Annotated in this window: 19 protein-coding genes, 1 tRNA gene and 1 riboswitch; of the genes, 8 read left to right on the top strand and 12 right to left on the bottom strand. The window is 64.0% G+C overall.

Annotation, left to right across the window (positions count from 1 at the left end):
* Positions 1-193 precede the first annotated feature (193 nt).
* From Q9316_RS01480 to Q9316_RS01460, 5 genes are read left to right on the top strand one after another with little or no spacing between them, the layout of a single operon-like run.
* Complete coding sequence (locus Q9316_RS01480; RefSeq protein ID WP_306033496.1) at positions 194-616, top strand: hypothetical protein; 423 nt, start codon at positions 194-196, stop codon at positions 614-616.
* Entirely contained in the window at positions 609-986 is a 378-nt protein-coding gene (locus Q9316_RS01475) for a hypothetical protein (protein WP_306033495.1), read from the top strand. Before Q9316_RS01480 ends, Q9316_RS01475 begins: the two co-directional genes overlap by 8 nt.
* The gene (locus Q9316_RS01470; RefSeq protein ID WP_306033494.1) at positions 983-1,510 is read left to right on the top strand and encodes a hypothetical protein; all 528 of its coding nucleotides are present in this window, start codon (positions 983-985) and stop codon (positions 1,508-1,510) included. Before Q9316_RS01475 ends, Q9316_RS01470 begins: the two co-directional genes overlap by 4 nt.
* The gene (locus tag Q9316_RS01465) at positions 1,510-1,716 is read left to right on the top strand and encodes a hypothetical protein (protein WP_306033493.1); all 207 of its coding nucleotides are present in this window, start codon (positions 1,510-1,512) and stop codon (positions 1,714-1,716) included. The genes Q9316_RS01470 and Q9316_RS01465 overlap by 1 nt, the downstream gene beginning before the upstream one ends.
* Positions 1,703-2,773, top strand: a complete 1,071-nt coding sequence (locus tag Q9316_RS01460; RefSeq protein ID WP_306033492.1) for a tyrosine-type recombinase/integrase — start codon at positions 1,703-1,705, stop codon at positions 2,771-2,773. The genes Q9316_RS01465 and Q9316_RS01460 overlap by 14 nt, the downstream gene beginning before the upstream one ends.
* Positions 2,774-2,801: 28 nt before the next feature.
* Here Q9316_RS01460 and Q9316_RS01455 read toward each other — a convergent pair.
* From Q9316_RS01455 to Q9316_RS01440, 4 genes are all read right to left on the bottom strand, one after another.
* Positions 2,802-2,875, bottom strand: a tRNA-Gly gene (locus tag Q9316_RS01455).
* 108 nt (positions 2,876-2,983) lie between these two features.
* Positions 2,984-3,790, bottom strand: coding sequence for an FkbM family methyltransferase (locus Q9316_RS01450; protein ID WP_306033491.1), 807 nt, complete (start codon positions 3,788-3,790; stop codon positions 2,984-2,986).
* Positions 3,791-3,968: 178 nt separating this feature from the next.
* Positions 3,969-4,997, bottom strand: a complete 1,029-nt coding sequence (locus Q9316_RS01445) for a LacI family DNA-binding transcriptional regulator (RefSeq protein WP_306033490.1) — start codon at positions 4,995-4,997, stop codon at positions 3,969-3,971.
* A 103-nt stretch (positions 4,998-5,100) separates the two neighbouring features.
* Complete coding sequence (locus tag Q9316_RS01440) at positions 5,101-6,207, bottom strand: 2'-deoxycytidine 5'-triphosphate deaminase (RefSeq protein WP_306033489.1); 1,107 nt, start codon at positions 6,205-6,207, stop codon at positions 5,101-5,103.
* Positions 6,208-6,286: 79 nt separating this feature from the next.
* Positions 6,287-6,365: riboswitch (SAM riboswitch) on the top strand.
* 43 nt (positions 6,366-6,408) lie between these two features.
* Between Q9316_RS01440 and Q9316_RS01435 the strand changes: the two genes are divergently transcribed.
* Positions 6,409-7,593 (top strand): O-succinylhomoserine sulfhydrylase, encoded by a 1,185-nt coding sequence (locus tag Q9316_RS01435; protein WP_306033488.1) that lies wholly within the window; start codon positions 6,409-6,411, stop codon positions 7,591-7,593.
* A 124-nt stretch (positions 7,594-7,717) separates the two neighbouring features.
* Entirely contained in the window at positions 7,718-8,110 is a 393-nt protein-coding gene (gene apaG, locus Q9316_RS01430; RefSeq protein ID WP_306033487.1) for a Co2+/Mg2+ efflux protein ApaG, read from the top strand.
* Positions 8,111-8,127: 17 nt separating this feature from the next.
* Here apaG and Q9316_RS01425 read toward each other — a convergent pair whose 3' ends face one another.
* From Q9316_RS01425 to Q9316_RS01415, 3 genes are all read right to left on the bottom strand, one after another.
* Positions 8,128-9,120 carry an Hsp33 family molecular chaperone gene (locus tag Q9316_RS01425; protein ID WP_306035379.1) on the bottom strand — a complete coding sequence of 331 codons (993 nt, stop codon included), beginning with the start codon at positions 9,118-9,120 and terminating at the stop codon, positions 8,128-8,130.
* Positions 9,121-9,311: 191 nt separating this feature from the next.
* Positions 9,312-10,223 (bottom strand): ornithine carbamoyltransferase, encoded by a 912-nt coding sequence (gene argF, locus Q9316_RS01420; RefSeq protein ID WP_306033486.1) that lies wholly within the window; start codon positions 10,221-10,223, stop codon positions 9,312-9,314.
* A gap of 27 nt (positions 10,224-10,250) precedes the next feature.
* Complete coding sequence (locus tag Q9316_RS01415; RefSeq protein ID WP_306033485.1) at positions 10,251-11,444, bottom strand: aspartate aminotransferase family protein; 1,194 nt, start codon at positions 11,442-11,444, stop codon at positions 10,251-10,253.
* Between the two features lie 425 nt (positions 11,445-11,869).
* On the opposite strand from Q9316_RS01415, the gene Q9316_RS01410 reads away from it, so the two are divergent.
* Complete coding sequence (locus Q9316_RS01410) at positions 11,870-12,406, top strand: GcrA family cell cycle regulator (protein WP_306033484.1); 537 nt, start codon at positions 11,870-11,872, stop codon at positions 12,404-12,406.
* A 128-nt stretch (positions 12,407-12,534) separates the two neighbouring features.
* Here the strand turns inward: Q9316_RS01410 and phoB are convergent, their stop codons facing one another.
* From phoB to pstC, 5 genes are read right to left on the bottom strand one after another with little or no spacing between them, the layout of a single operon-like run.
* Positions 12,535-13,218 carry a phosphate regulon transcriptional regulator PhoB gene (gene phoB, locus Q9316_RS01405; protein ID WP_134647809.1) on the bottom strand — a complete coding sequence of 228 codons (684 nt, stop codon included), beginning with the start codon at positions 13,216-13,218 and terminating at the stop codon, positions 12,535-12,537.
* 18 nt (positions 13,219-13,236) lie between these two features.
* A complete protein-coding gene (gene phoU, locus Q9316_RS01400) occupies positions 13,237-13,956 on the bottom strand; it encodes a phosphate signaling complex protein PhoU (protein ID WP_306033483.1) in 720 nt (239 codons plus the stop codon).
* 50 nt (positions 13,957-14,006) lie between these two features.
* Entirely contained in the window at positions 14,007-14,822 is an 816-nt protein-coding gene (pstB, locus tag Q9316_RS01395) for a phosphate ABC transporter ATP-binding protein PstB (RefSeq protein WP_306033481.1), read from the bottom strand.
* 14 nt (positions 14,823-14,836) lie between these two features.
* On the bottom strand, positions 14,837-16,156 hold the full coding sequence (gene pstA / locus Q9316_RS01390) for a phosphate ABC transporter permease PstA (RefSeq protein ID WP_306033480.1): 1,320 nt from the start codon (positions 16,154-16,156) through the stop codon (positions 14,837-14,839).
* Positions 16,153-17,637 carry a phosphate ABC transporter permease subunit PstC gene (gene pstC / locus Q9316_RS01385; RefSeq protein WP_306033479.1) on the bottom strand — a complete coding sequence of 495 codons (1,485 nt, stop codon included), beginning with the start codon at positions 17,635-17,637 and terminating at the stop codon, positions 16,153-16,155. The genes pstA and pstC overlap by 4 nt, the downstream gene beginning before the upstream one ends.
* Position 17,638: the final 1 nt, after the last annotated feature.

Here is a 17,638-nt window from a genome sequence, read left to right as displayed (position 1 = left end):
GCAGTCATAGAAGCATCATGCCAAGGACCAAGTGAGCCAGCACAAAAGTGCCGTTCCAACGCCTATGGCAATTCCGTATCCAACGATGCGCGTCACCTTTCAAACCTCCTGAACGCTGCACCAATATCGTGCACCGCTCCGGTGGAAGAGTCCAGCTTCGGGTCGGCCGCCAATACTGCGAAAGGGTCGTCCGATGCACAGTGACAAGCTGGAGCAGGAGATCGCCCGCGTCGTTCAATCCGTGAACGAGTGGGATGATCGCACGTCGCCGGATGACTACCCGGAGCATCTGCTTATCACCTCGGAGGAGTTGGCCGACATTCTGCGCAACCTCGCGGAAGTCGCCATTCCAATGGGTATCGAGGCATCCGCGCGCTTCGTAGAGAAACGCCTGCACGACTACGTGTCTGAACACGGCTCGACCGATCCGGACACTGGCACCGTCGAGTATCCCGGCAATGGCGAAGAGTACGTCTATGAGCTCGAAGAGATCATCGAAGGTATCCGCGAACTCGCCTCGCCGGCGCATGCCGCTTTCCTGCCGACCGAAGATGGCGAATTCAACGGCAACGTCCACGATGACGCCTCAACAGCATCCGGGGGCGATCATGGCTGACCGCAAGAACTACACCTTTATCGGCGACGACTGCCCGCCCGGCTATCGCTTGGTCGGAACGATTGATGTCGCAGACCCGGCCGACGTGCGCCAAGCGCATGATCGCGGATACCGCATCGGCACGATTTACGACGGCGGGAGCTGGTCGTGCGCCGAGCCGTGCACGGCTGACATCTATGAGCGCCCGGAAGAAACTCGTGAAACTTGCGGGCGGTGCCAAGGCAACGGCGAGATTGTCACCGATTGGGATCGTTACCGCCACCCGCATCCAGGCGACAAGGGCGATGAAGCGGTGGCCGAATGCCCCGATTGCGGTGGTGAAGGCATCATCGACTGCGCCGCCCCAGCAGCAAACGGAGGCGGCATATGAGCCATCCCGTCGCTTCACCTGCACAGATTCGTCTCGACGCCATCCGAAACCGCGTATCACTTGCCTCGTCGGCATGGGGCCTGGTTGCCGATGGGTCGCGGATGACGATGACGGCTGGCGAGGGGCGCGACCTCCCCGACGTGCTGACATTTGCCGAGCAAGTCTACATCGAAGATCGCGAATTGATCCTGCATGCACCCGAGGATCTGCCTTGGCTGCTCGACCGCTACGACCGGGCTGTGAAACGGCTTCGGGAGATGACGGCGGAGATAAACCGGATCAACCCGCCGAGGAAGGTCAAGGACTACGCTGCGGAGTGCGCGATGCAGTGCGGCAAACAGGCCTTCCGTGCCTTCCTGCGCGAGTGTCACGGTCTAGAGGCGACCGATGACGAGCGTGTGAACGCCCGCATTCGCTCCATACTTGCCATCCAGTCCCGCGCCGAACTCAACACGGACGAAAACGCCCGCCAGCGATGGTTTTCGCTGCGGGCGGAATTCAAACGATGGCAGGAGGGCAGATAATGCCGGCGAGCATCCCTCTCAAATTATCCGAGATGAAGCGCCTCGCAGCCTTTGCGAAGAGAGAAGGCGTGCGCGCCGAGGTCGAATTCAACGGTTTTATCTTCCGGGTTGCGCCGGATCACTCGCTCGCAAAGAATGACGGCTCGGAGGAATCCGAGCTCGATCGCGAGCTCGCGGAGTTCGATAGGAAGCATGGTTACAGTTGAGCTCAAGGGCGTCCACACCGTCAAGGTCAAGGGCAAGGTCTACTATTATGCATGGCGTGGTGGACCGCGCATCAATGCGGAGCCAGGCACGCCTGCGTTTCAGAAGGCGTATGCCGAGGCGCTGGAAAGCATTCGCGTGCCCGACGAGAGCAGCTTTTCGGCGCTGATCACCTTCTACAAGCGAAGCGACGACTATAAAAAGCTTGCCGACAGCACCAAGAAGAACTGGTCCGGCTGGCTCGATCGGATCGACGCGCACTTCGGCTCGCTCCGGATCAAGAACTTCGACCGCCCCGACCAGATCCGTCCCCGTATCCGAAAGTGGCGCGCCAACTATGCGGCCACGCCGCGTGCGGCCGACTATGGCATGCAGGTCCTTTCGCGCGTCTTGTCCTATGCGGTCGACCCGCTGGCGAAGATCGGCATGAACCCATGCGAAGGCATCGGACGGCTCTACTCCGCCAACCGGGCGGCGATCATCTGGGAGGCGCCTGAAATGGAGCAGGTGCTGGCCGCATGCTCGGCGGAGGCAAAGCTTGCCGTCCGCCTTGCGGCGCTCACAGGCTTGCGCGCCGGCGATCTCTTTCGGCTCGCATGGTCGCATGTCGGCGAGAACGCAATCACGATGACGACAGGCAAGAGCCGGCACCAGCGCGAGGTCGTCGTTCCGGTGTACGGAGAATTGCGCGAGTTGCTCGACGCCATCCCCAAACACTCGCCGGTCGTTCTCACCAACAGCCGAAAACGTCCCTGGACCGTCAACGGCTTCGCATCCGTTTTCATCAAGGCGAAGACCGATGCGAAGCTCGACGAGCGCGATCTTCACTTCCATGACCTTCGCGGCACAGCGGCGACGAAGTTCTACAAAGCCGGCCTCGACAAGCGGGTCATCGCTGAAATTTTGGGCTGGGAAGAAGAACACGTCGACAGGATTATCCGCCGCTATGTCGGCAGAAACGCCGCAACCGAAGCGATCATCCGAAAACTCGATGAGGCCAGAGCAAGAACAGAAGCTGTAAAACCTTCTGTAAAACCGCATGAAAAAGGGTCTGCTTAAATATGGCGCAAACCCCTGATAAACCGGCTGGAGCGGGTAGCGGGAATCGAACCCGCGCGTTCAGCTTGGGAAGCTGACAGGCTACCATTACATCATACCCGCAGGGCAGCGCCGAGGGCGCATCCATTCAATAGTTCGCGGGGCGTGTCAAGGCAGGGCATTGTTTGTCAACGGTTGGCGCGACGCTGTGCTGATAGTGAATGATGCCACTCAGCCGATCTTCAGTATTCGCCGGGCGCGGTCGCGGATTTCGATGCGGCGGGTGCGGGGGATGGCGAAGTAGTTGGTGGTGCGGCGGGGATAGAGGTGGGCTTCCACGAAGCTTTGCAGGGTCAGCCCGTCGTCGTTGTGGGCGACCCTGTTGGGGACGAGGAGAGCGTAGTGCATGCTGTCGAACCAGTGGAAGAGCGCTTCCTTGGTGTAGTCGCCCCGCACTTCGGGGCCGCTTTCGAACATGATGACCGGCTGTGAGCGCTCGATCAGCGAGCGGGCGCCCTTGAGCACGCCGAGCTCGGCTCCCTCGACGTCGATCTTCATCAGGTCGACCATCTCGGACGGCAGGAGGTCGTCGAGGCGGCGCAAAGGGACGGTGATCTCTCGTACATCCGCTTCCCGGTTCCGGGTGGAATAGAGCGAGGAATAGCCGGTGCTCTTGACGTCGACGAAAAAGGGGACAGTGCCGTCCTCCTCCCCGACGGCGCAGGCATGGATCATGACATCGGGAAACTTGCGGCGCAATGCCGCCGCCTTGTCCGGCATGGCTTCTATCGCGATCACCGCCGAGGGCTGGCTGTGCCGGCGCACACCATCGACGACGGACCCGATATGGGCGCCGATATCGACGACAACAGCGCCCGGCCGGCAAAGGCGCTCCAGCAGATGCCGGGAAATCATGTCGTTGGAGATCGTCGCCGTATTTTCCGGCATCGACAGGGCCGACCTTACGAGCTCGATGCGCTCGCGCAAGCGCTGTACGTAGACGCCGAGGCCGGTATTGATCAGAATTGCCCGGTCCATCCGCGTGCTCCCATCCGTCATGGCTGCCCATGCCTGCGTGCGATTTCAATCAGGATAGGATGGATCGCCGGCCGATCACAGTAATCAAAAAGCTGCTGCCTGCGCTCCCTGCTCATCCCTTCGGATGAGGCTGGCTGTTGGCGGGTAGCATAGGCGAAGGCGCTTTCCGGGACGGGAGCTATCGCGCCAGGCGGTCGTCTGAGCGCTCGATCAGCTTGGGCATGATGAGGGCCTGGAGCGCTTCCGGCGGCTCGCCTTCCATGCGGCGCAGGATGAAGCTGCCGAGCAGTGCGCTCGGCTCGTGGATCGGCAGGAAATAGGTCGTGATGGGCGGGGCGAAATACTGGCTGACATTGAGATCGTCCGTCGCGTTGATGACGGCATCGCGGCCATGCACGATGCCGCGCGCATGGAAGCCGGAGAAGGCGCCCAGCGCCGAGGCTTCGTTGGCGCAGATATAGGCGGTCGGCGGGTCCGGACGCTCGGACATCGCCAGCACGCTCTCGCGGCCGAAGGCGGGGGTCAGGTGGCCGTGGGCGATGAGCGCCGGGTCGTAGGCAAGGCCCGCGGTTTCGAGGGCGCGGCGGTAAGCATCGAGACGGGTGATGGCATAGCTGAGTTCGGCGATCGGGTTGACGAGCGCGATGCGGCGGTGGCCGCGCTCGGCGAGGCGCGCGACGCAGAGGCGGATCATCTGCTCGTTGTCGGCATCGACGAAGGCGTGGGGAGCATTGTGGATCGTCGTGCCGTAGGTGACGAAGGGGAAATCCGCCTCCTGCATGATGCGCACGCGCGGATCGTCCGCCCGCGTGCCGGAAACGATGATGCCGTCCGCCTTCTTCAGCGAGACGATCTGGCGGATGGTGGCGAGGCTCTCCTCGAAACTGCGCACGGCATAGAGCGAGACGCGGTAGGGGCTGTCCTCCAGCGCCCAGGAGATGCCGCTGAGGAGCTGGGCGTATTCGACGCCTTCCCACTCGTTCTGCTTGGGGCCGGGCGCGGTCATGATGGCGGCGACCTGATAGGTCTTGCCGGTGCGCAGTTGCACGCCATGCATGTTGAGCTGGTAGCCGATGCGCTCGGCAGCGGCGACGACGACGGCGCGCGTTTCCGGCCGCACCTGCGGGCTGTCGTTCAGCGCCTTCGACACGGTGGCGATCGAGAGGCCGGTTTCCTGCGCGATGGTCTTGATCGTCGGTCTTTGCATCGCGTCCCGCGCCTGTCTTTCCCGGCGATCCCGCGCGCAGGCTATCAAACGTTTACCGCATGATAAAAACGTTTAATTTCGTTGTAAAGGGTGAAACGCGGTATCAGCCGGCGCGGAAATGCTTGGAGAGCTTGAGGCCCTGCGCCTGATAGTTGGAGCCGAGGCCGGAACCGTAGAGGCCTTCGGGCGCGTCCAGCATGTGCTCGTAGATCAGGCGGCCGACGATCTGGCCATGATCGAGAATGAAGGGCACTTCGTGGCTGCGCACTTCCAGCACCGCGCGGCTGCCGGAGCCGCCGGCCGGCGCATGGCCGAAACCGGGATCGAAGAAGCCGGCATAGTGCACGCGGAATTCGCCGACGAGCGGGTCGAAGGGCGTCATCTCCGCCGCATAGCGCGGCGGCACATGCACGGCCTCGCGCGAGACGAGGATGTAGAACTCGTCCGGATCGAGGATCAGCTCGTTGCGGCCGCGGCTGAACAGCGGCTCCCAGAAATCGAAGATGTCGTGCTGGTTCTTGCGGTCGACATCGACGACGGCGGTGTGGTGCTTGCCGCGATAGCCGATCAGGCCCTCCGGCCCGGTGCCCTTGAGGTCGATGGACAGCGCGATGCCGCCGCCCGAAACGTTCGGCGTCTCGCTGGCGACCAGTGTGTCGCTGCCGTGCAGGGCGAGCAGTTCGCTCTCGCCGAGCAGCGCATTGCCCTTGCGGAACCGGATCTGCGACAGGCGCGAGCCGCGGCGCACCACGATGGGGAAGGTGCGCGGCGAGATTTCGAGATAAAGCGGGCCGCAATAGCCGGCGGGGATCTTGTCGAATTCCTGCGCGCGATCGGTGATGACGCGGGTGAAGATGTCGAGGCGGCCAGTGGAGCTCTTGGGGTTGGCAGAGGCGGCAAGTTCCGGCGGCAGGTCGAGGCTTTCCATCAGCGGCACGATATAGACGCAGCCCGTCTCCAGCACCGCGCCCTCGGAAAGGTCGATGACATGCAGCTTCAACCGGTCGAGCTTGTCGGCAACGAGGTTCGACGGGCCCGGAAGGAAGCTGGCGCGCACGCGGAAGGCCCTTGCGCCGAGGCGCAGGTCCAGGCTGGCCGGCTGGATCTGGTCTTCGTCGAGCAGCGCCTCGCTTTTCAGCCTGCCGCCGTCGAACAAGCCGCGAATGGCGCTGTCCGCCAAAATACCCGTGCTGCGCGTCGCAGAAGCCATGGTCTCATCGTCCCGTCAGAAGCCCCGCACAAAACCAAATGCCGGCAATTGACGCAAGCGCGGCCGCGCAGTATTAGCAGGGTTATCCCGTGGTGATTTGGCCGGCCGGCTTGCAGCCACGTAAAACAAGTAGCTAAAAAGGCCGGGTTTCGAACCGGCCTGCTTTTGCGGCCGGTTTTTTTGTTTGAAGGCGACGATCACATGAGCAAGTCCTGGCGCCCGGCCACCCAACTCGTTCACGGCGGAACCACCCGCTCCCAGCACGGCGAAACCGCCGAGGCGATCTTCCTGACCCAGGGTTTCGTCTATGACACGTCGGCTGCGGCCGAAGCCCGCTTCAAGGGCGAGACGGACGGCTTCATCTACGCCCGCTACGGCAGCCCGACCAACGACATGTTCGAAAAGCGCATGTGCATGCTGGAAGGCGCCGAGGATGCCCGCGCGACGGCCTCCGGCATGGCCGCCGTCTCCGCCGCGATCCTCTGCCAGCTCAAGGCCGGTGACCATATCGTCGCCGCCCGCGCCCTCTTCGGCTCCTGCCGTTGGGTGGTCGAGACGCTGGCGCCGAAATACGGCATCGAATGCACGCTGGTCGACGGCCGCGACCTCGCCAACTGGGAAAAGGCCATCCGGAAGAACACCAAGGTGTTCTTCCTCGAAAGCCCGACCAACCCGACGCTCGAGGTCATCGACATCGCCGGCGTGGCGAAGCTCGCCAACCAGATCGGCGCCAAGGTCGTCGTCGACAACGTCTTCGCGACCCCGCTCTTCCAGAAGCCGCTGGAACTCGGCGCGCATGTCGTCGTCTATTCCGCCACCAAGCATATCGACGGCCAGGGCCGCTGCCTCGGCGGCGTGGTGCTGTCCGACAAAGAGTGGATCGACGAGAACCTGCACGACTACTTCCGCCACACCGGCCCGGCCATGTCGCCGTTCAACGCCTGGACGCTGCTGAAGGGCATCGAGACGCTGCCGCTGCGCGTCAAGCAGCAGACGGAGAATGCAAGCCGCATCGCCGACTTCCTCGCGGACCAGAAGCAGATCGCCCGCGTGATCTATCCGGGCCGCAAGGACCACCCGCAGGCCGATATTATCGCCAAGCAGATGACGGGCGGCTCGACGCTGGTCTGCTTCGACCTGAAGGGCGGCAAGGACGCGGCCTTCGCGCTGCAGGACGCGCTCGACGTCGTGAAGATCTCCAACAATCTCGGCGACGCCAAGAGCCTGATCACCCACCCGGCGACGACGACGCACAAGAACCTGACGGACGAGGCCCGCGCGGAGCTCGGCATCTCGGCCGGCACGGTGCGTTTCTCCGCCGGGATCGAGGACAGCGAAGACCTGCTCGAGGATTTTGCGCGGGCGCTTTCCAAGATCGGCGCGTGACCTCGCGCCATTAAGGTAAACAACAGGAAGGCGCCGTCCGACGAGGCCGGCGCCTTCTTTGCGTATCCTTGACGAAACCACATTCGTGTAGAATAGCATGAGCTAATCAGTTCAAGGCTTGCCAATGTATCGTGCGCTGACCCACGACATCGAAGTGACCGTAGAGCCATACTATCTGGCCGATCAGTCCGACCCAGACGACAGCCGCTATGTCTGGGGATACCGGGTCGTCATCTCGAACCATTCCGATGTCGCCGTACGGCTGGTGACGCGCTACTGGAACATCACCGACCAGAACGGCCAGGTGGACGAGGTCAACGGACCGGGCGTCATCGGCGAGCAGCCGGTGCTGCGCCCCGGCGATACCTATGAATATTCCTCGGGCTGCCCGCTCGAAACGCCTTCCGGCATCATGTTCGGCCGCTACCGGATGGAAGCGGAGAATGGCGAAGCCTTCGACGTCGCCATTCCCGCCTTCTCGCTGGACACACCGGGCCAGGTTCGGGTTCTAAACTGAGGGCGACAGGCGCCCTCTTACTGCGGCAGGACTTCCGACGCCTCGAAGCGGTAGGTGGTCGAGCAGAACTCGCAGGTGACCGCGATCTCGCCCTTTTCGTCCGCCGTGTGCGCGATGTCGTCGGCGCTGAGGCCGGCCAGCACGCCTTTCAGCTTCTCGCGCGAGCAGGAGCAGCGGTCGAAGACCCGCTGCGGCTGGTAGACGCGCACGCCGCGCTCGTGGAAGAGCCGGAACAGCAGCCGCTCGGTGCCGACATTCGGATCCGTCAGCTCGTCGGCGTCGATTGTCTCGACCATCGTCTTGGCTTCCGCCCAGTTGTCGTCGTCATCGATCTTGTGGCCGGCCTCCTCGCCGTCGCCGCCCGGCAGGTCGGCCTGGCGCATGCGCTCGGGCGCTTGCGGCAGGAACTGCGCGACCATGCCGCCGGCGCGCCAGCGATGACGGGCCTTGCCGGCTTCGTCCCGGTCGTAGAGTTCGGCTACGCCGAGGCGCACCTTGGTCGGGATCTGCTCCGACTGGCGGAAATAGACGCCGGCGATGTCCTCCAGCGTATGGCCGTCCAGCGGAACGATGCCCTGGTAGCGCTGGGTGTGCGCGCCCTGGTCGATGGTGAACGCGAGGATGCCCTGGCCGAGCAGCTCGTGCGGCTCCGTCTTGCCGGCGGCGACGGCAGCGTCGAGCGCGGCCTGGTCGAAACGGGCATAGGCGCGCACGTCCTCGGGCGCCGAGAAATCGGCGACGAGCAGGTCGACGGGGCCGTCGCCTTTGGTCTGGACGATCAGCTTGCCCTCGAACTTCAGTGATGTGCCGAGCAGCACGGTCAGCGTGATCGCCTCGGCCAGCAGCCGGGCGACGGGCGCCGGATAGTCGTGCCGGCCCAGAATGCCGTCGAGCAGGGGGCCGAGCTGCACCGCGCGGCCGCGCACGTCGAGACCTTCCACCTGGAACGGCAGAATATGATCGTCGCCGGCAAAGCCGGGCTCACCGAGTTTCAGGTCATTCTCAGCCATCATCGTCTGCTCCTTGCACGCCATGGGCGGCCGGGCCATGAGCCCGGTTGCTTCCGACCGGCGTTCTACCGTGATTGAGCGCTACCTGCCGCCGATCATTCCATACCGGGCGGACATGCGCCAGAGACAGCGCCTTGCGGCGCCTGCGTGGTCCCTAGATCGTGCCGCCGGCGGGCATTTTCAAGTCGGCGTCAGACGGCGCCGAAGCACCAGGCAAGGATCGACTTCTGCGCGTGCAGGCGGTTCTCCGCCTCGTCGAACACGACCGACTGCGAACCGTCAATCACCTCGTCGGTGACTTCCTCGCCGCGATGGGCCGGCAGGCAGTGCATGAAGAGCGCGTCCTCGTTCGCCCGCGCCATGAGCTGCTTGTTGACCTGATAGGGCTGGAAGATGTTGTGGCCGCGCGCCCGGTGCTCCTGGTTCATGGACACCCAGCAGTCGGTGACGATAAGGTCCGCGCCGTCGGCGATCGCTTCCGGATCATGGCCGAGCAGGATGTTGCCGCCATTGTCGCGCGCCCAGTTCAGGATCTTGTCGTCGGGCTCGGAGCCCATCGGCACGGCCATCCTCATGGTATAGCCGAAGCGGGCCGAGCCCTCGACGAAGGAGTGCAGCACGTTGTTGCCGTCGCCCATCCAGGAGAAGGTCTTGCCCTTGGTGGTGCCGCGATGCTCCTCGAAGGTCATGATGTCGGCCATGATCTGGCAGGGATGGGTAAGGTCCGTCAGCGCGTTGATGACGGGCACGGTGGCATGCTCGGCCAGTTCCAGCAGGCGGGCATGGTCCGTCGTGCGGATCATGATGGCATCGACATAACGCGACAGGACCTTGGCCGTGTCGCCGATCGTCTCGGCACGGCCGAGCTGCATTTCCGTGCCGGACAGGAACAGCGTCTCGCCGCCGAGCTGGCGCATGCCGACGTCGAAGGAGACGCGGGTTCGGGTGGAAGGCTTCTCGAAGATCATCGCAAGCATCTTGCCGGCGAGGGGCTTTGCTTCCGTGCCGGCCTTGCTGGCGGCCTTGCGGGAATGCGCATCGTCCATGATGACGCGGAGATCGCTTTCCGAAACGGCGGAAAGATCGAGAAAATGCTTGGCCATGATGTGTCCTGTCTGTCCCAGTCCCTGCTATGCCGCCTTGGAGGCGGCCGTCAGCTTTTCCGCTGCCCGCTCGATACGGGCGAGCCCCTCTCGCGCTTCTTCCGCTGTAACGGTCAGCGGCGGCATAATGCGCAGCACGTTGTCGCCGGCCGGCACGCCGAGTAGCTTTTCCGCGCGGATTGCCTTCAGCAGGTCGGCGACCGGTACCTTTGCCTTGATGCCAAGCAGCAGGCCCTCGCCGCGCACATCCTCGATGACCTCGGGGAAACGATCCTTCAGCGCGGCAAGTCCCTGGCGGAAGACGAGCGCGACGTCGCGCACATGCTCGAGGAAACCCTCTTCTAGGACGACGTCGAGCACGGCATTGCCGACGGCCATGGCAAGCGGGTTGCCGCCATAGGTGGAGCCGTGCGTGCCGGCGACCATGCCGGCGGCGGCCTCGTTCGTCGCAAGGCAGGCGCCAAGCGGGAACCCGCCGCCGATGCCCTTGGCGACGGCCATGATGTCGGGCGTGACGCCGGCCCATTCATGGGCGAAGAGGCGGCCCGTGCGGCCGACGCCCGACTGCACCTCGTCGAGGATGAGCAGCAGGCCGTATTCGTCGCAGAGCTGGCGCAGCTCCTGCATGAATTCCTTCGGCACCGGGCGGATGCCGCCCTCGCCCTGCACCGGCTCGATCAGGATCGCAGCCGTTTCCTCGGTGATCGCATCCTTGACGGCGCCGATATCGCCGAAGGGGACCTTGAGGAAGCCCGGCGCCTTGGGGCCGAAACCCTCGATATACTTTTCCTGCCCGCCGGCCGCGATGGTGGCGATCGTGCGGCCGTGGAAGGCGCCGTCGAAGGTGATGATGTGGTACTTGCCGGCATGGCCCTTGGCGAAATGATAGCGACGCGCCGTCTTGATCGCGCATTCCAGCGCCTCGGCGCCCGAATTGGTGAAGAACACCTTGTCCGCGAAGGTCGCTTCCGTCAGCCGGCGGCCGAGGCTTTCCTGGCCCGGGACCTCATAGAGGTTCGACAGATGCCAGACCTTGTCGGCCTGGTCCTTCAGCGCGGCGACGAGATGGGGATGGGCATGGCCCAGCGAATTGACGGCGACGCCGGCGGCAAAATCGAGATAGCGCTCGCCATCTTCGGCGATCAGCCAGACGCCCTCCCCGCGCGTGAACCGGAGCGGCGCACGCATATAGGTTTCATAGAGCGGCGCGGCATCGGCCATGGCGCGTATCCTCCGAAAAGAGATGCGGAAAAACGGGTCCCGTGCTTGACTTTTCCGGACACCAGAAAAATCAAAAGCCGCCTTTCGGCGGCATGCCGCACTATCGGCATTTCACCCCTCCATGTCAACAAAAGTGCATCCCGAAATATGGCTGAACCTGCCGCAAGGTGAGGATTCGCGGCACGCGCGGAAGGTGTCTCTATCGAGTCACACCAGACCAGCAAGTTGGGGAAAACTTAGAAATCGATTCGCGCCGATTCCCGCGACTCTTGTCACAGAGTCCCCCTGTCTCTAGGTTAAAGACCAATTACTAGACTGCATGCGGCGGAACTAGTCACCAAAAGAGTCAAGGCGTTCAGGTTCCGGACCCGTCCGGGACGCGATGAGGGATTCCCGCATTGCGAGCGCCGAGCGGAGACGAGAACATGAACTGGACAGACGAGCGGGTCGAGAAACTCAAGAAGCTCTGGGCCGAGGGCCTGAGCGCGAGCCAGATCGCTGCACAGCTTGGCGGCGTCAGCCGCAACGCGGTGATCGGCAAGGTTCACCGGCTGAACCTGCCGGGCCGCGCCAAGGCCGGCGGCACGCAGACGGCGTCACGCCCGAAGCGCCCGGCCGCGGCAACCCCGCGCCCGTCGAATTTCGCAGCCCGCCCGGCCGTGACGCGCACTGTCGCCCGGCCTGCCGGCAGCGCCCTTCCCAAGGAAGAGCTGGACACCGACTTCGAGACGCAGAGCGAGCAGCTTCCGGTTCCGGCCAACGGCAACAAGGTGGTCGTGCCGATGTCGCGCCGCCTGGAGCTGACCGAACTGACCGAGCGCACCTGCAAGTGGCCGATCGGCGACCCGCTGAACGACGACTTCCACTTCTGCGGCAACGAGTCCCCGGACAACTCGCCCTACTGCACCTACCACCAGCGCCTCGCCTACCAGCCCTCCGCCGAGCGGCGGCGGATGCGGTAACAACAGCGATCGTGGAATGAGATGCGGGCCCTTCGGGGCCCGTTTTCGTTATTGCCGTTGAGATGACCCAAAAACGCGAAACGGGCCCCGAAGGGCCCATTCCCGTCCTTGGGAGGAATTTCGGCGGCTCAGGTTTCCAGCGAATAGCCGGCGCCGCGGACGGTGCGGATGACGTCCTGCATGTTGGCGAAGTTGAGCGCCTTGCGCAGGCGCCCGACATGCACGTCGACGGTGCGCTCGTCCACATAGATGTCGTGGCCCCAGACACCGTCGAGAAGCTGCGAGCGGGAGAAGACACGGCCGGGCGAGGTCATCAGGAATTCCAGCAGGCGGAACTCCGTCGGCCCCAGGCGCACCTCGCGGGTGCGGCGGTGGACACGGTGCGTCTCGCGGTCGAGTTCGATATCGCCGCAGCGCAGCACCGTCGAGACGACCTCGGGCTTGGCCCTTCGCAGCATGGCACGGACGCGGGCGACGAGTTCCGGCGTCGAGAAGGGCTTTACCACATAGTCGTCCGCACCGGTGGCAAGGCCGCGCACGCGCTCGCTCTCCTCGCCGCGCGCCGTCAGCATGATGATCGGCAGGCGCTCCGTTTCCGGCCGCTGGCGCAGGCGCCGGCACAGTTCGATGCCGGAAACGCCGGGCAGCATCCAGTCGAGGATCAAAAGGTCCGGCATGCGCTCCTGCAGGCGCATCTCCGCCTCGTCACCGGAGAGGATCGTATCGACCTCGAAGCCTTCGGCCTCGAGGTTGTAGCGCAGGAGGACGCTGAGCGCCTCCTCGTCTTCCACGACGGCAATTCTCGGCACCATAAAGCGAACCTACTCTCTTTACTCGGAGACGTCGGCGGCAACGACGGACGTCGAGGTGTCGTCCTTCGGGCGCTCGCCTTCCGGCTGCGAGCCGGTCGCCATATAGTAGATGGTCTCCGCGATGTTGGTCGCATGGTCGCCGATACGCTCGATGTTCTTGGCGCAGAACAGGAGGTGCGTGCAGGGCGTGATGTTGCGCGGATCTTCCATCATGTAAGTGAGGAGTTCGCGGAACAGCGAGGTGTAGATCGCGTCGATCTCGTCGTCGCGCTCGCGGATGGCCTTGGCCTTCTCGATCGAGCGGGTGGCGTAGACGTCGAGCACTTCCTTGAGCTGCATCAGCGCAAGTTCGGCAAGATGCTCCAGGCCGCGGGCGAGCTTGCGGGGCATGCCCGAGCTCTGCACGGCGATGACGCGCTTGGCGGTGTTCTTGCCGAGATCGCCGACGCGCTCCAGCTCGGCGGCGATGCGGATGGCGCCCATGATCTCGCGCAGGTCCGCCGCCATCGGCTGGCGCTTGGCGATGGTGACGATGGCCTTGTCGTTGATCTGGCGCTCGGCATTGTCGAGGATGACGTCTTCCGAGATGACCTTCTGGGCCAGCGCCGCATCGGTGGTGACGAGCGCGCGGACGGAATCCGAAACCATCTGCTCGGCCGTGCCGCCCATTTCGGAGATGCGGCGGGAGAGGTACTTCAGTTCTTCGTCATAGATCGAAACGATATGGGTCGATGACATGTCTTTATCCTTGATGCGCTCGGATGGTCAGGGTTTTGGCGACGGTTGCGTCAGCCGAAGCGGCCCATGATGTAATCCTGCGTGCGCTGGTCGTCCGGGTTGGTGAACATCTTGTCCGTGTCGTTCTCCTCGACGAGATTGCCGAGGTGGAACATGGCGGTGCGCTGCGAGACGCGGGCCGCCTGCTGCATCGAGTGCGTCACGATGACGATGGTGAAGTTGGCGCGCAGCTCGTGGATCAGTTCCTCGACCTTGGCGGTCGCGATCGGATCGAGCGCCGAGCACGGCTCGTCCATCAGGATGACCTCGGGGCTGACGGCGACGGCGCGGGCGATGCACAGGCGCTGCTGCTGGCCGCCGGAAAGACCGGTGCCGCCTTCGTGCAGGCGATCCTTCACCTCGTTCCACAGGCCGGCCTTCTGCAGGCTCTGCTCGACGATGGCGTCCATGTCGGCCTTCGCCTTGGCAAGGCCGTGGATGCGCGGGCCGTAGGCGACATTCTCGTAGATCGATTTCGGGAAGGGGTTAGGCTTCTGGAAGACCATGCCGACGCGGGCGCGCAGTTCCACCACGTCGATCGACGGATCGTAGATGTCGTCCGTGTCGAGCGTGATCCGGCCGGTGACGCGGCAGCCGTCGATCGTGTCGTTCATGCGGTTCAGCGTGCGCAGGAAGGTGGACTTGCCGCAGCCCGACGGGCCGATCAGCGCCGTCACGGTGTTTTCGCGGACGTTCAGGTTGACGTCGTAGAGTGCGCGCTTGTCGCCGTAGTAGACCGAGACGTCCTTGCCGATCATCTTGTAGGAAATGTCGTTCATTTTCTTGTCCAGCGCTTTCTCGACTGCTGCTTCTGACATGATGTTCATCTGTCTATAACCTTCTACCAGCGCCGTTCAAAACGGCGGCGCAACAGGATTGCACCCACGTTCATGAGGATGAGGAAGATGAGGAGGATGATGATCGCTCCCGAGGTGCGCTCCACGAAGGCGCGTTCCGCCTCGTTAGCCCACATGTAGATCTGCACCGGCAGTGCCGTTGCGGGCTCAAGCGGCGTCGATGGAATATCGGCGACGAAGGCGACCATGCCGATGAGGAGCAGCGGCGCGGTCTCGCCGAGCGCATGCGCCAGGCCGATGATCGTGCCGGTGAGGATGCCGGGCATGGCGAGCGGCAGGACGTGATGGAACACGGTCTGCATCTTCGAGGCACCGAGGCCAAGCGCGGCCGAGCGGATCGACGGGGGCACGGCCTTCAGCGCCGCGCGGGTCGCGATGATGATCGTCGGCAGCGTCATCAGCGTCAGCACCAGGCCACCGACGAGGGCTGCCGAGCGCGGGAAACCGGCGAAGTTGACGAAGACCGCAAGGCCGAGCAGACCGTAGACGATCGACGGCACCGCGGCGAGGTTGTTGATGTTCACCTCGATGAGGTCGGTGAAGCGGTTCTTCGGGGCGAATTCCTCGAGATAGATCGAGGCGGCGACGCCGATCGGCAACGACAGCGCCAGCACGATCAGCATCATGTAGAGCGAGCCGATGGCGGCGACGCCGACGCCGGCGGCTTCCGGACGGCTCGATGCACCGTTGGTGAAGAGGCCCGTGTTGAAGTGCTTGGCGAACGCCCCGCTTTCGGCAAGCTGGTTCATCCAGCCGACCTGCTTGTCGGAGACCTTGCGGTTGTTCTCCGCCACGCCGAGGTCGATCTGGCCCTTGAAGGCCGAGTCGAGGTCGCCATGCGCCAGGAAAGTCACGTTCTGCGTGGTTCCGATGATCGAGGGATCGGCGGTGACGAGGTCGCGGAACTGGACGCGGACGCTGTCCGAGATCATGCCGCCCACGGCCTTCAGGCCGGCACGGTCGTCTTCGCTGACGCCGAGAACCTTGGCGAGCGCATTGCGGGCGACGACCGGATAGTTGGCCGAGACCAGCTTCTGGGGGTTCGAGGCGCGCTCATTATTCTTGTCGATGATTTGTTCGGAGAACTCGACCGGGATGGTGATCATCGTCTGCTGGAAAGCGGTGTAGCCCTTGGAAAACACCGAGAACAGCAGGAGGAACAGGAAGAGGAGGCCGAAGCCGATCGCGGCCATGCCGTAGAGGCGGAAGCGGCGCTCGGCGGCATAGCGGCGGCGAAGGCCGATATCGCGGCGTTCGGGGCTGGCGGCGATGCCTAGGGCGGGGCTCGTGGAGACCTGGCTCATTCGTACTGCTCCCGGTATTTGCGCACGATATAGAGGGCGTAGATGTTGAGGCAAAGCGTGATGGCGAAGAGCGTGATGCCGAGCGCGAAAGCCACCAGCGTCTGCGGCGAGGTGAATTCGAGGTCGCCCGTCAGCTGGTTGACGATCTTCACCGTCACCGTCGTCATCGGCTCGAAGGGATTGAGCTGCATGCGGGCGGCGACGCCGGCGGCCAGAACCACGATCATGGTTTCGCCGATGGCGCGCGACGCGGTCATCAGCAGCGCGCCGACGATGCCCGGCAGGGCAGCCGGCAGGATGACGCGCTTGATCGTCTCGGAACGGGTGGCGCCGAGGCCGAGTGAACCGTCACGCAGCGCCCGCGGCACGGCGGTGATGATATCGTCCGACAGCGAGGAGACGTAGGGGATCAGCATGATGCCCATCACGATACCGGCCGTCAGAACGCTCTGCGCCTGAATGAAGTTCACATAATTGCCGGTGACGAGACCGTTCAGCTGGGCGGAGATATCGCGCAGGAACGGGCCGACCGTGATCAGGGCGAAGAAGCCGTAGACGATGGTCGGGATGCCGGCGAGCACTTCGAGCAGCGGCTTGGCGATAGAACGGACTGTCCGCGAGGCGTATTCCGACATGTAGATGGCCGCGAAGAGGCCGACCGGCACGGCGACCAGCATGGCGACGAAGCCGATATAGAGCGTGCCGGCGAGCAGCGGGATCAGGCCGAACTGGCCGGAGGATTCCGTCGCGCCGGCCGCGGCGAAGCGCGGGTCCCAGGTCGTGCCGAAGAAGAATTCCCAGGCAGGCACCATGTTGAAGAAATGGATGGCTTCCGTGGCCATCGAGGCGACGATGCCGACCGTCGTCAGGATGGCGATCGACGAAGCGCCGATGAGGCCGACCAGCATGACGCCTTCGACGCGATTGCGGGCCCGGAACTTCGGTGCGATCGCGCGGTAGGAGAGGAAGGCGCCGGCGAGCGCGGCGACGATGACGAGGATCGACAGCAGGGTGCTGCTGGTCGACGTCATGCGGTTGAGATCGTCCGCCGACGTCAGCATGTATTGTGCCGGATCGGCCGCGAGCGGCACGCCCTTGGCGCCGAGCACCGTCCGGGCGGTCGAACCGTCGGCAAACAGCGCGTCACGCTCTTCCGCCGACAGCAGTTTCAAGCCGCGGGCGATGGCACCGATCATGTTGTAGTTGAGGTTCTGCGTCGCCTGCGGCTCGGCCTTCACCTCGTCGGGGAAGCCGGCACGCACCGACGAGCCGATGTAGATCGGGCTCGCGACGATCCAGACGAGGAGCACGACAAGCGCGGGTAGCATGGCCCAGATGGCGACGAAGGAGCCGTAATAGCCCGGCCGGGAATGAAGATTTGAAAGTCTGCCGCCGGCAAGCGCGTTGGCGCGCCAGCTTCCGACAAGATAGCCCGCCACGCCGATGACGGCGATGATGAGCAGAAGAAGGGAAATACTCATT

The sequence above is a fragment of the Shinella zoogloeoides genome (assembly GCF_030733845.1).
GTDB lineage: Bacteria > Pseudomonadota > Alphaproteobacteria > Rhizobiales > Rhizobiaceae > Shinella > Shinella zoogloeoides_C.
The sequence above is the reverse complement of the archived record's forward strand: the minus strand, read 5'-3'. Positions and strand labels throughout refer to the sequence as shown.

What these genes read in the sequence shown, in the direction of transcription:
- Q9316_RS01450 (WP_306033491.1), bottom strand. Translation starts at nt 3,790, where the DNA reads ATGGACCGGGCAATTCTGATCAATACCGGCCTCGGCGTCTACGTACAG.
- Q9316_RS01410 (WP_306033484.1), top strand. Translation starts at nt 11,870, where the DNA reads ATGAACTGGACAGACGAGCGGGTCGAGAAACTCAAGAAGCTCTGGGCC.
- Q9316_RS01475 (WP_306033495.1), top strand. Translation starts at nt 609, where the DNA reads ATGGCTGACCGCAAGAACTACACCTTTATCGGCGACGACTGCCCGCCC.
- Q9316_RS01440 (WP_306033489.1), bottom strand. Translation starts at nt 6,207, where the DNA reads ATGGCTTCTGCGACGCGCAGCACGGGTATTTTGGCGGACAGCGCCATT.
- Q9316_RS01465 (WP_306033493.1), top strand. Translation starts at nt 1,510, where the DNA reads ATGCCGGCGAGCATCCCTCTCAAATTATCCGAGATGAAGCGCCTCGCA.
- pstA (WP_306033480.1), bottom strand. Translation starts at nt 16,156, where the DNA reads ATGAGCCAGGTCTCCACGAGCCCCGCCCTAGGCATCGCCGCCAGCCCC.
- Q9316_RS01470 (WP_306033494.1), top strand. Translation starts at nt 983, where the DNA reads ATGAGCCATCCCGTCGCTTCACCTGCACAGATTCGTCTCGACGCCATC.
- Q9316_RS01415 (WP_306033485.1), bottom strand. Translation starts at nt 11,444, where the DNA reads ATGGCCGATGCCGCGCCGCTCTATGAAACCTATATGCGTGCGCCGCTC.
- argF (WP_306033486.1), bottom strand. Translation starts at nt 10,223, where the DNA reads ATGGCCAAGCATTTTCTCGATCTTTCCGCCGTTTCGGAAAGCGATCTC.
- apaG (WP_306033487.1), top strand. Translation starts at nt 7,718, where the DNA reads ATGTATCGTGCGCTGACCCACGACATCGAAGTGACCGTAGAGCCATAC.
- Q9316_RS01460 (WP_306033492.1), top strand. Translation starts at nt 1,703, where the DNA reads ATGGTTACAGTTGAGCTCAAGGGCGTCCACACCGTCAAGGTCAAGGGC.
- Q9316_RS01480 (WP_306033496.1), top strand. Translation starts at nt 194, where the DNA reads ATGCACAGTGACAAGCTGGAGCAGGAGATCGCCCGCGTCGTTCAATCC.
- Q9316_RS01445 (WP_306033490.1), bottom strand. Translation starts at nt 4,997, where the DNA reads ATGCAAAGACCGACGATCAAGACCATCGCGCAGGAAACCGGCCTCTCG.
- phoU (WP_306033483.1), bottom strand. Translation starts at nt 13,956, where the DNA reads ATGTCATCGACCCATATCGTTTCGATCTATGACGAAGAACTGAAGTAC.
- phoB (WP_134647809.1), bottom strand. Translation starts at nt 13,218, where the DNA reads ATGGTGCCGAGAATTGCCGTCGTGGAAGACGAGGAGGCGCTCAGCGTC.
- pstB (WP_306033481.1), bottom strand. Translation starts at nt 14,822, where the DNA reads ATGAACATCATGTCAGAAGCAGCAGTCGAGAAAGCGCTGGACAAGAAA.
- Q9316_RS01425 (WP_306035379.1), bottom strand. Translation starts at nt 9,120, where the DNA reads ATGGCTGAGAATGACCTGAAACTCGGTGAGCCCGGCTTTGCCGGCGAC.
- pstC (WP_306033479.1), bottom strand. Translation starts at nt 17,637, where the DNA reads ATGAGTATTTCCCTTCTTCTGCTCATCATCGCCGTCATCGGCGTGGCG.
- Q9316_RS01435 (WP_306033488.1), top strand. Translation starts at nt 6,409, where the DNA reads ATGAGCAAGTCCTGGCGCCCGGCCACCCAACTCGTTCACGGCGGAACC.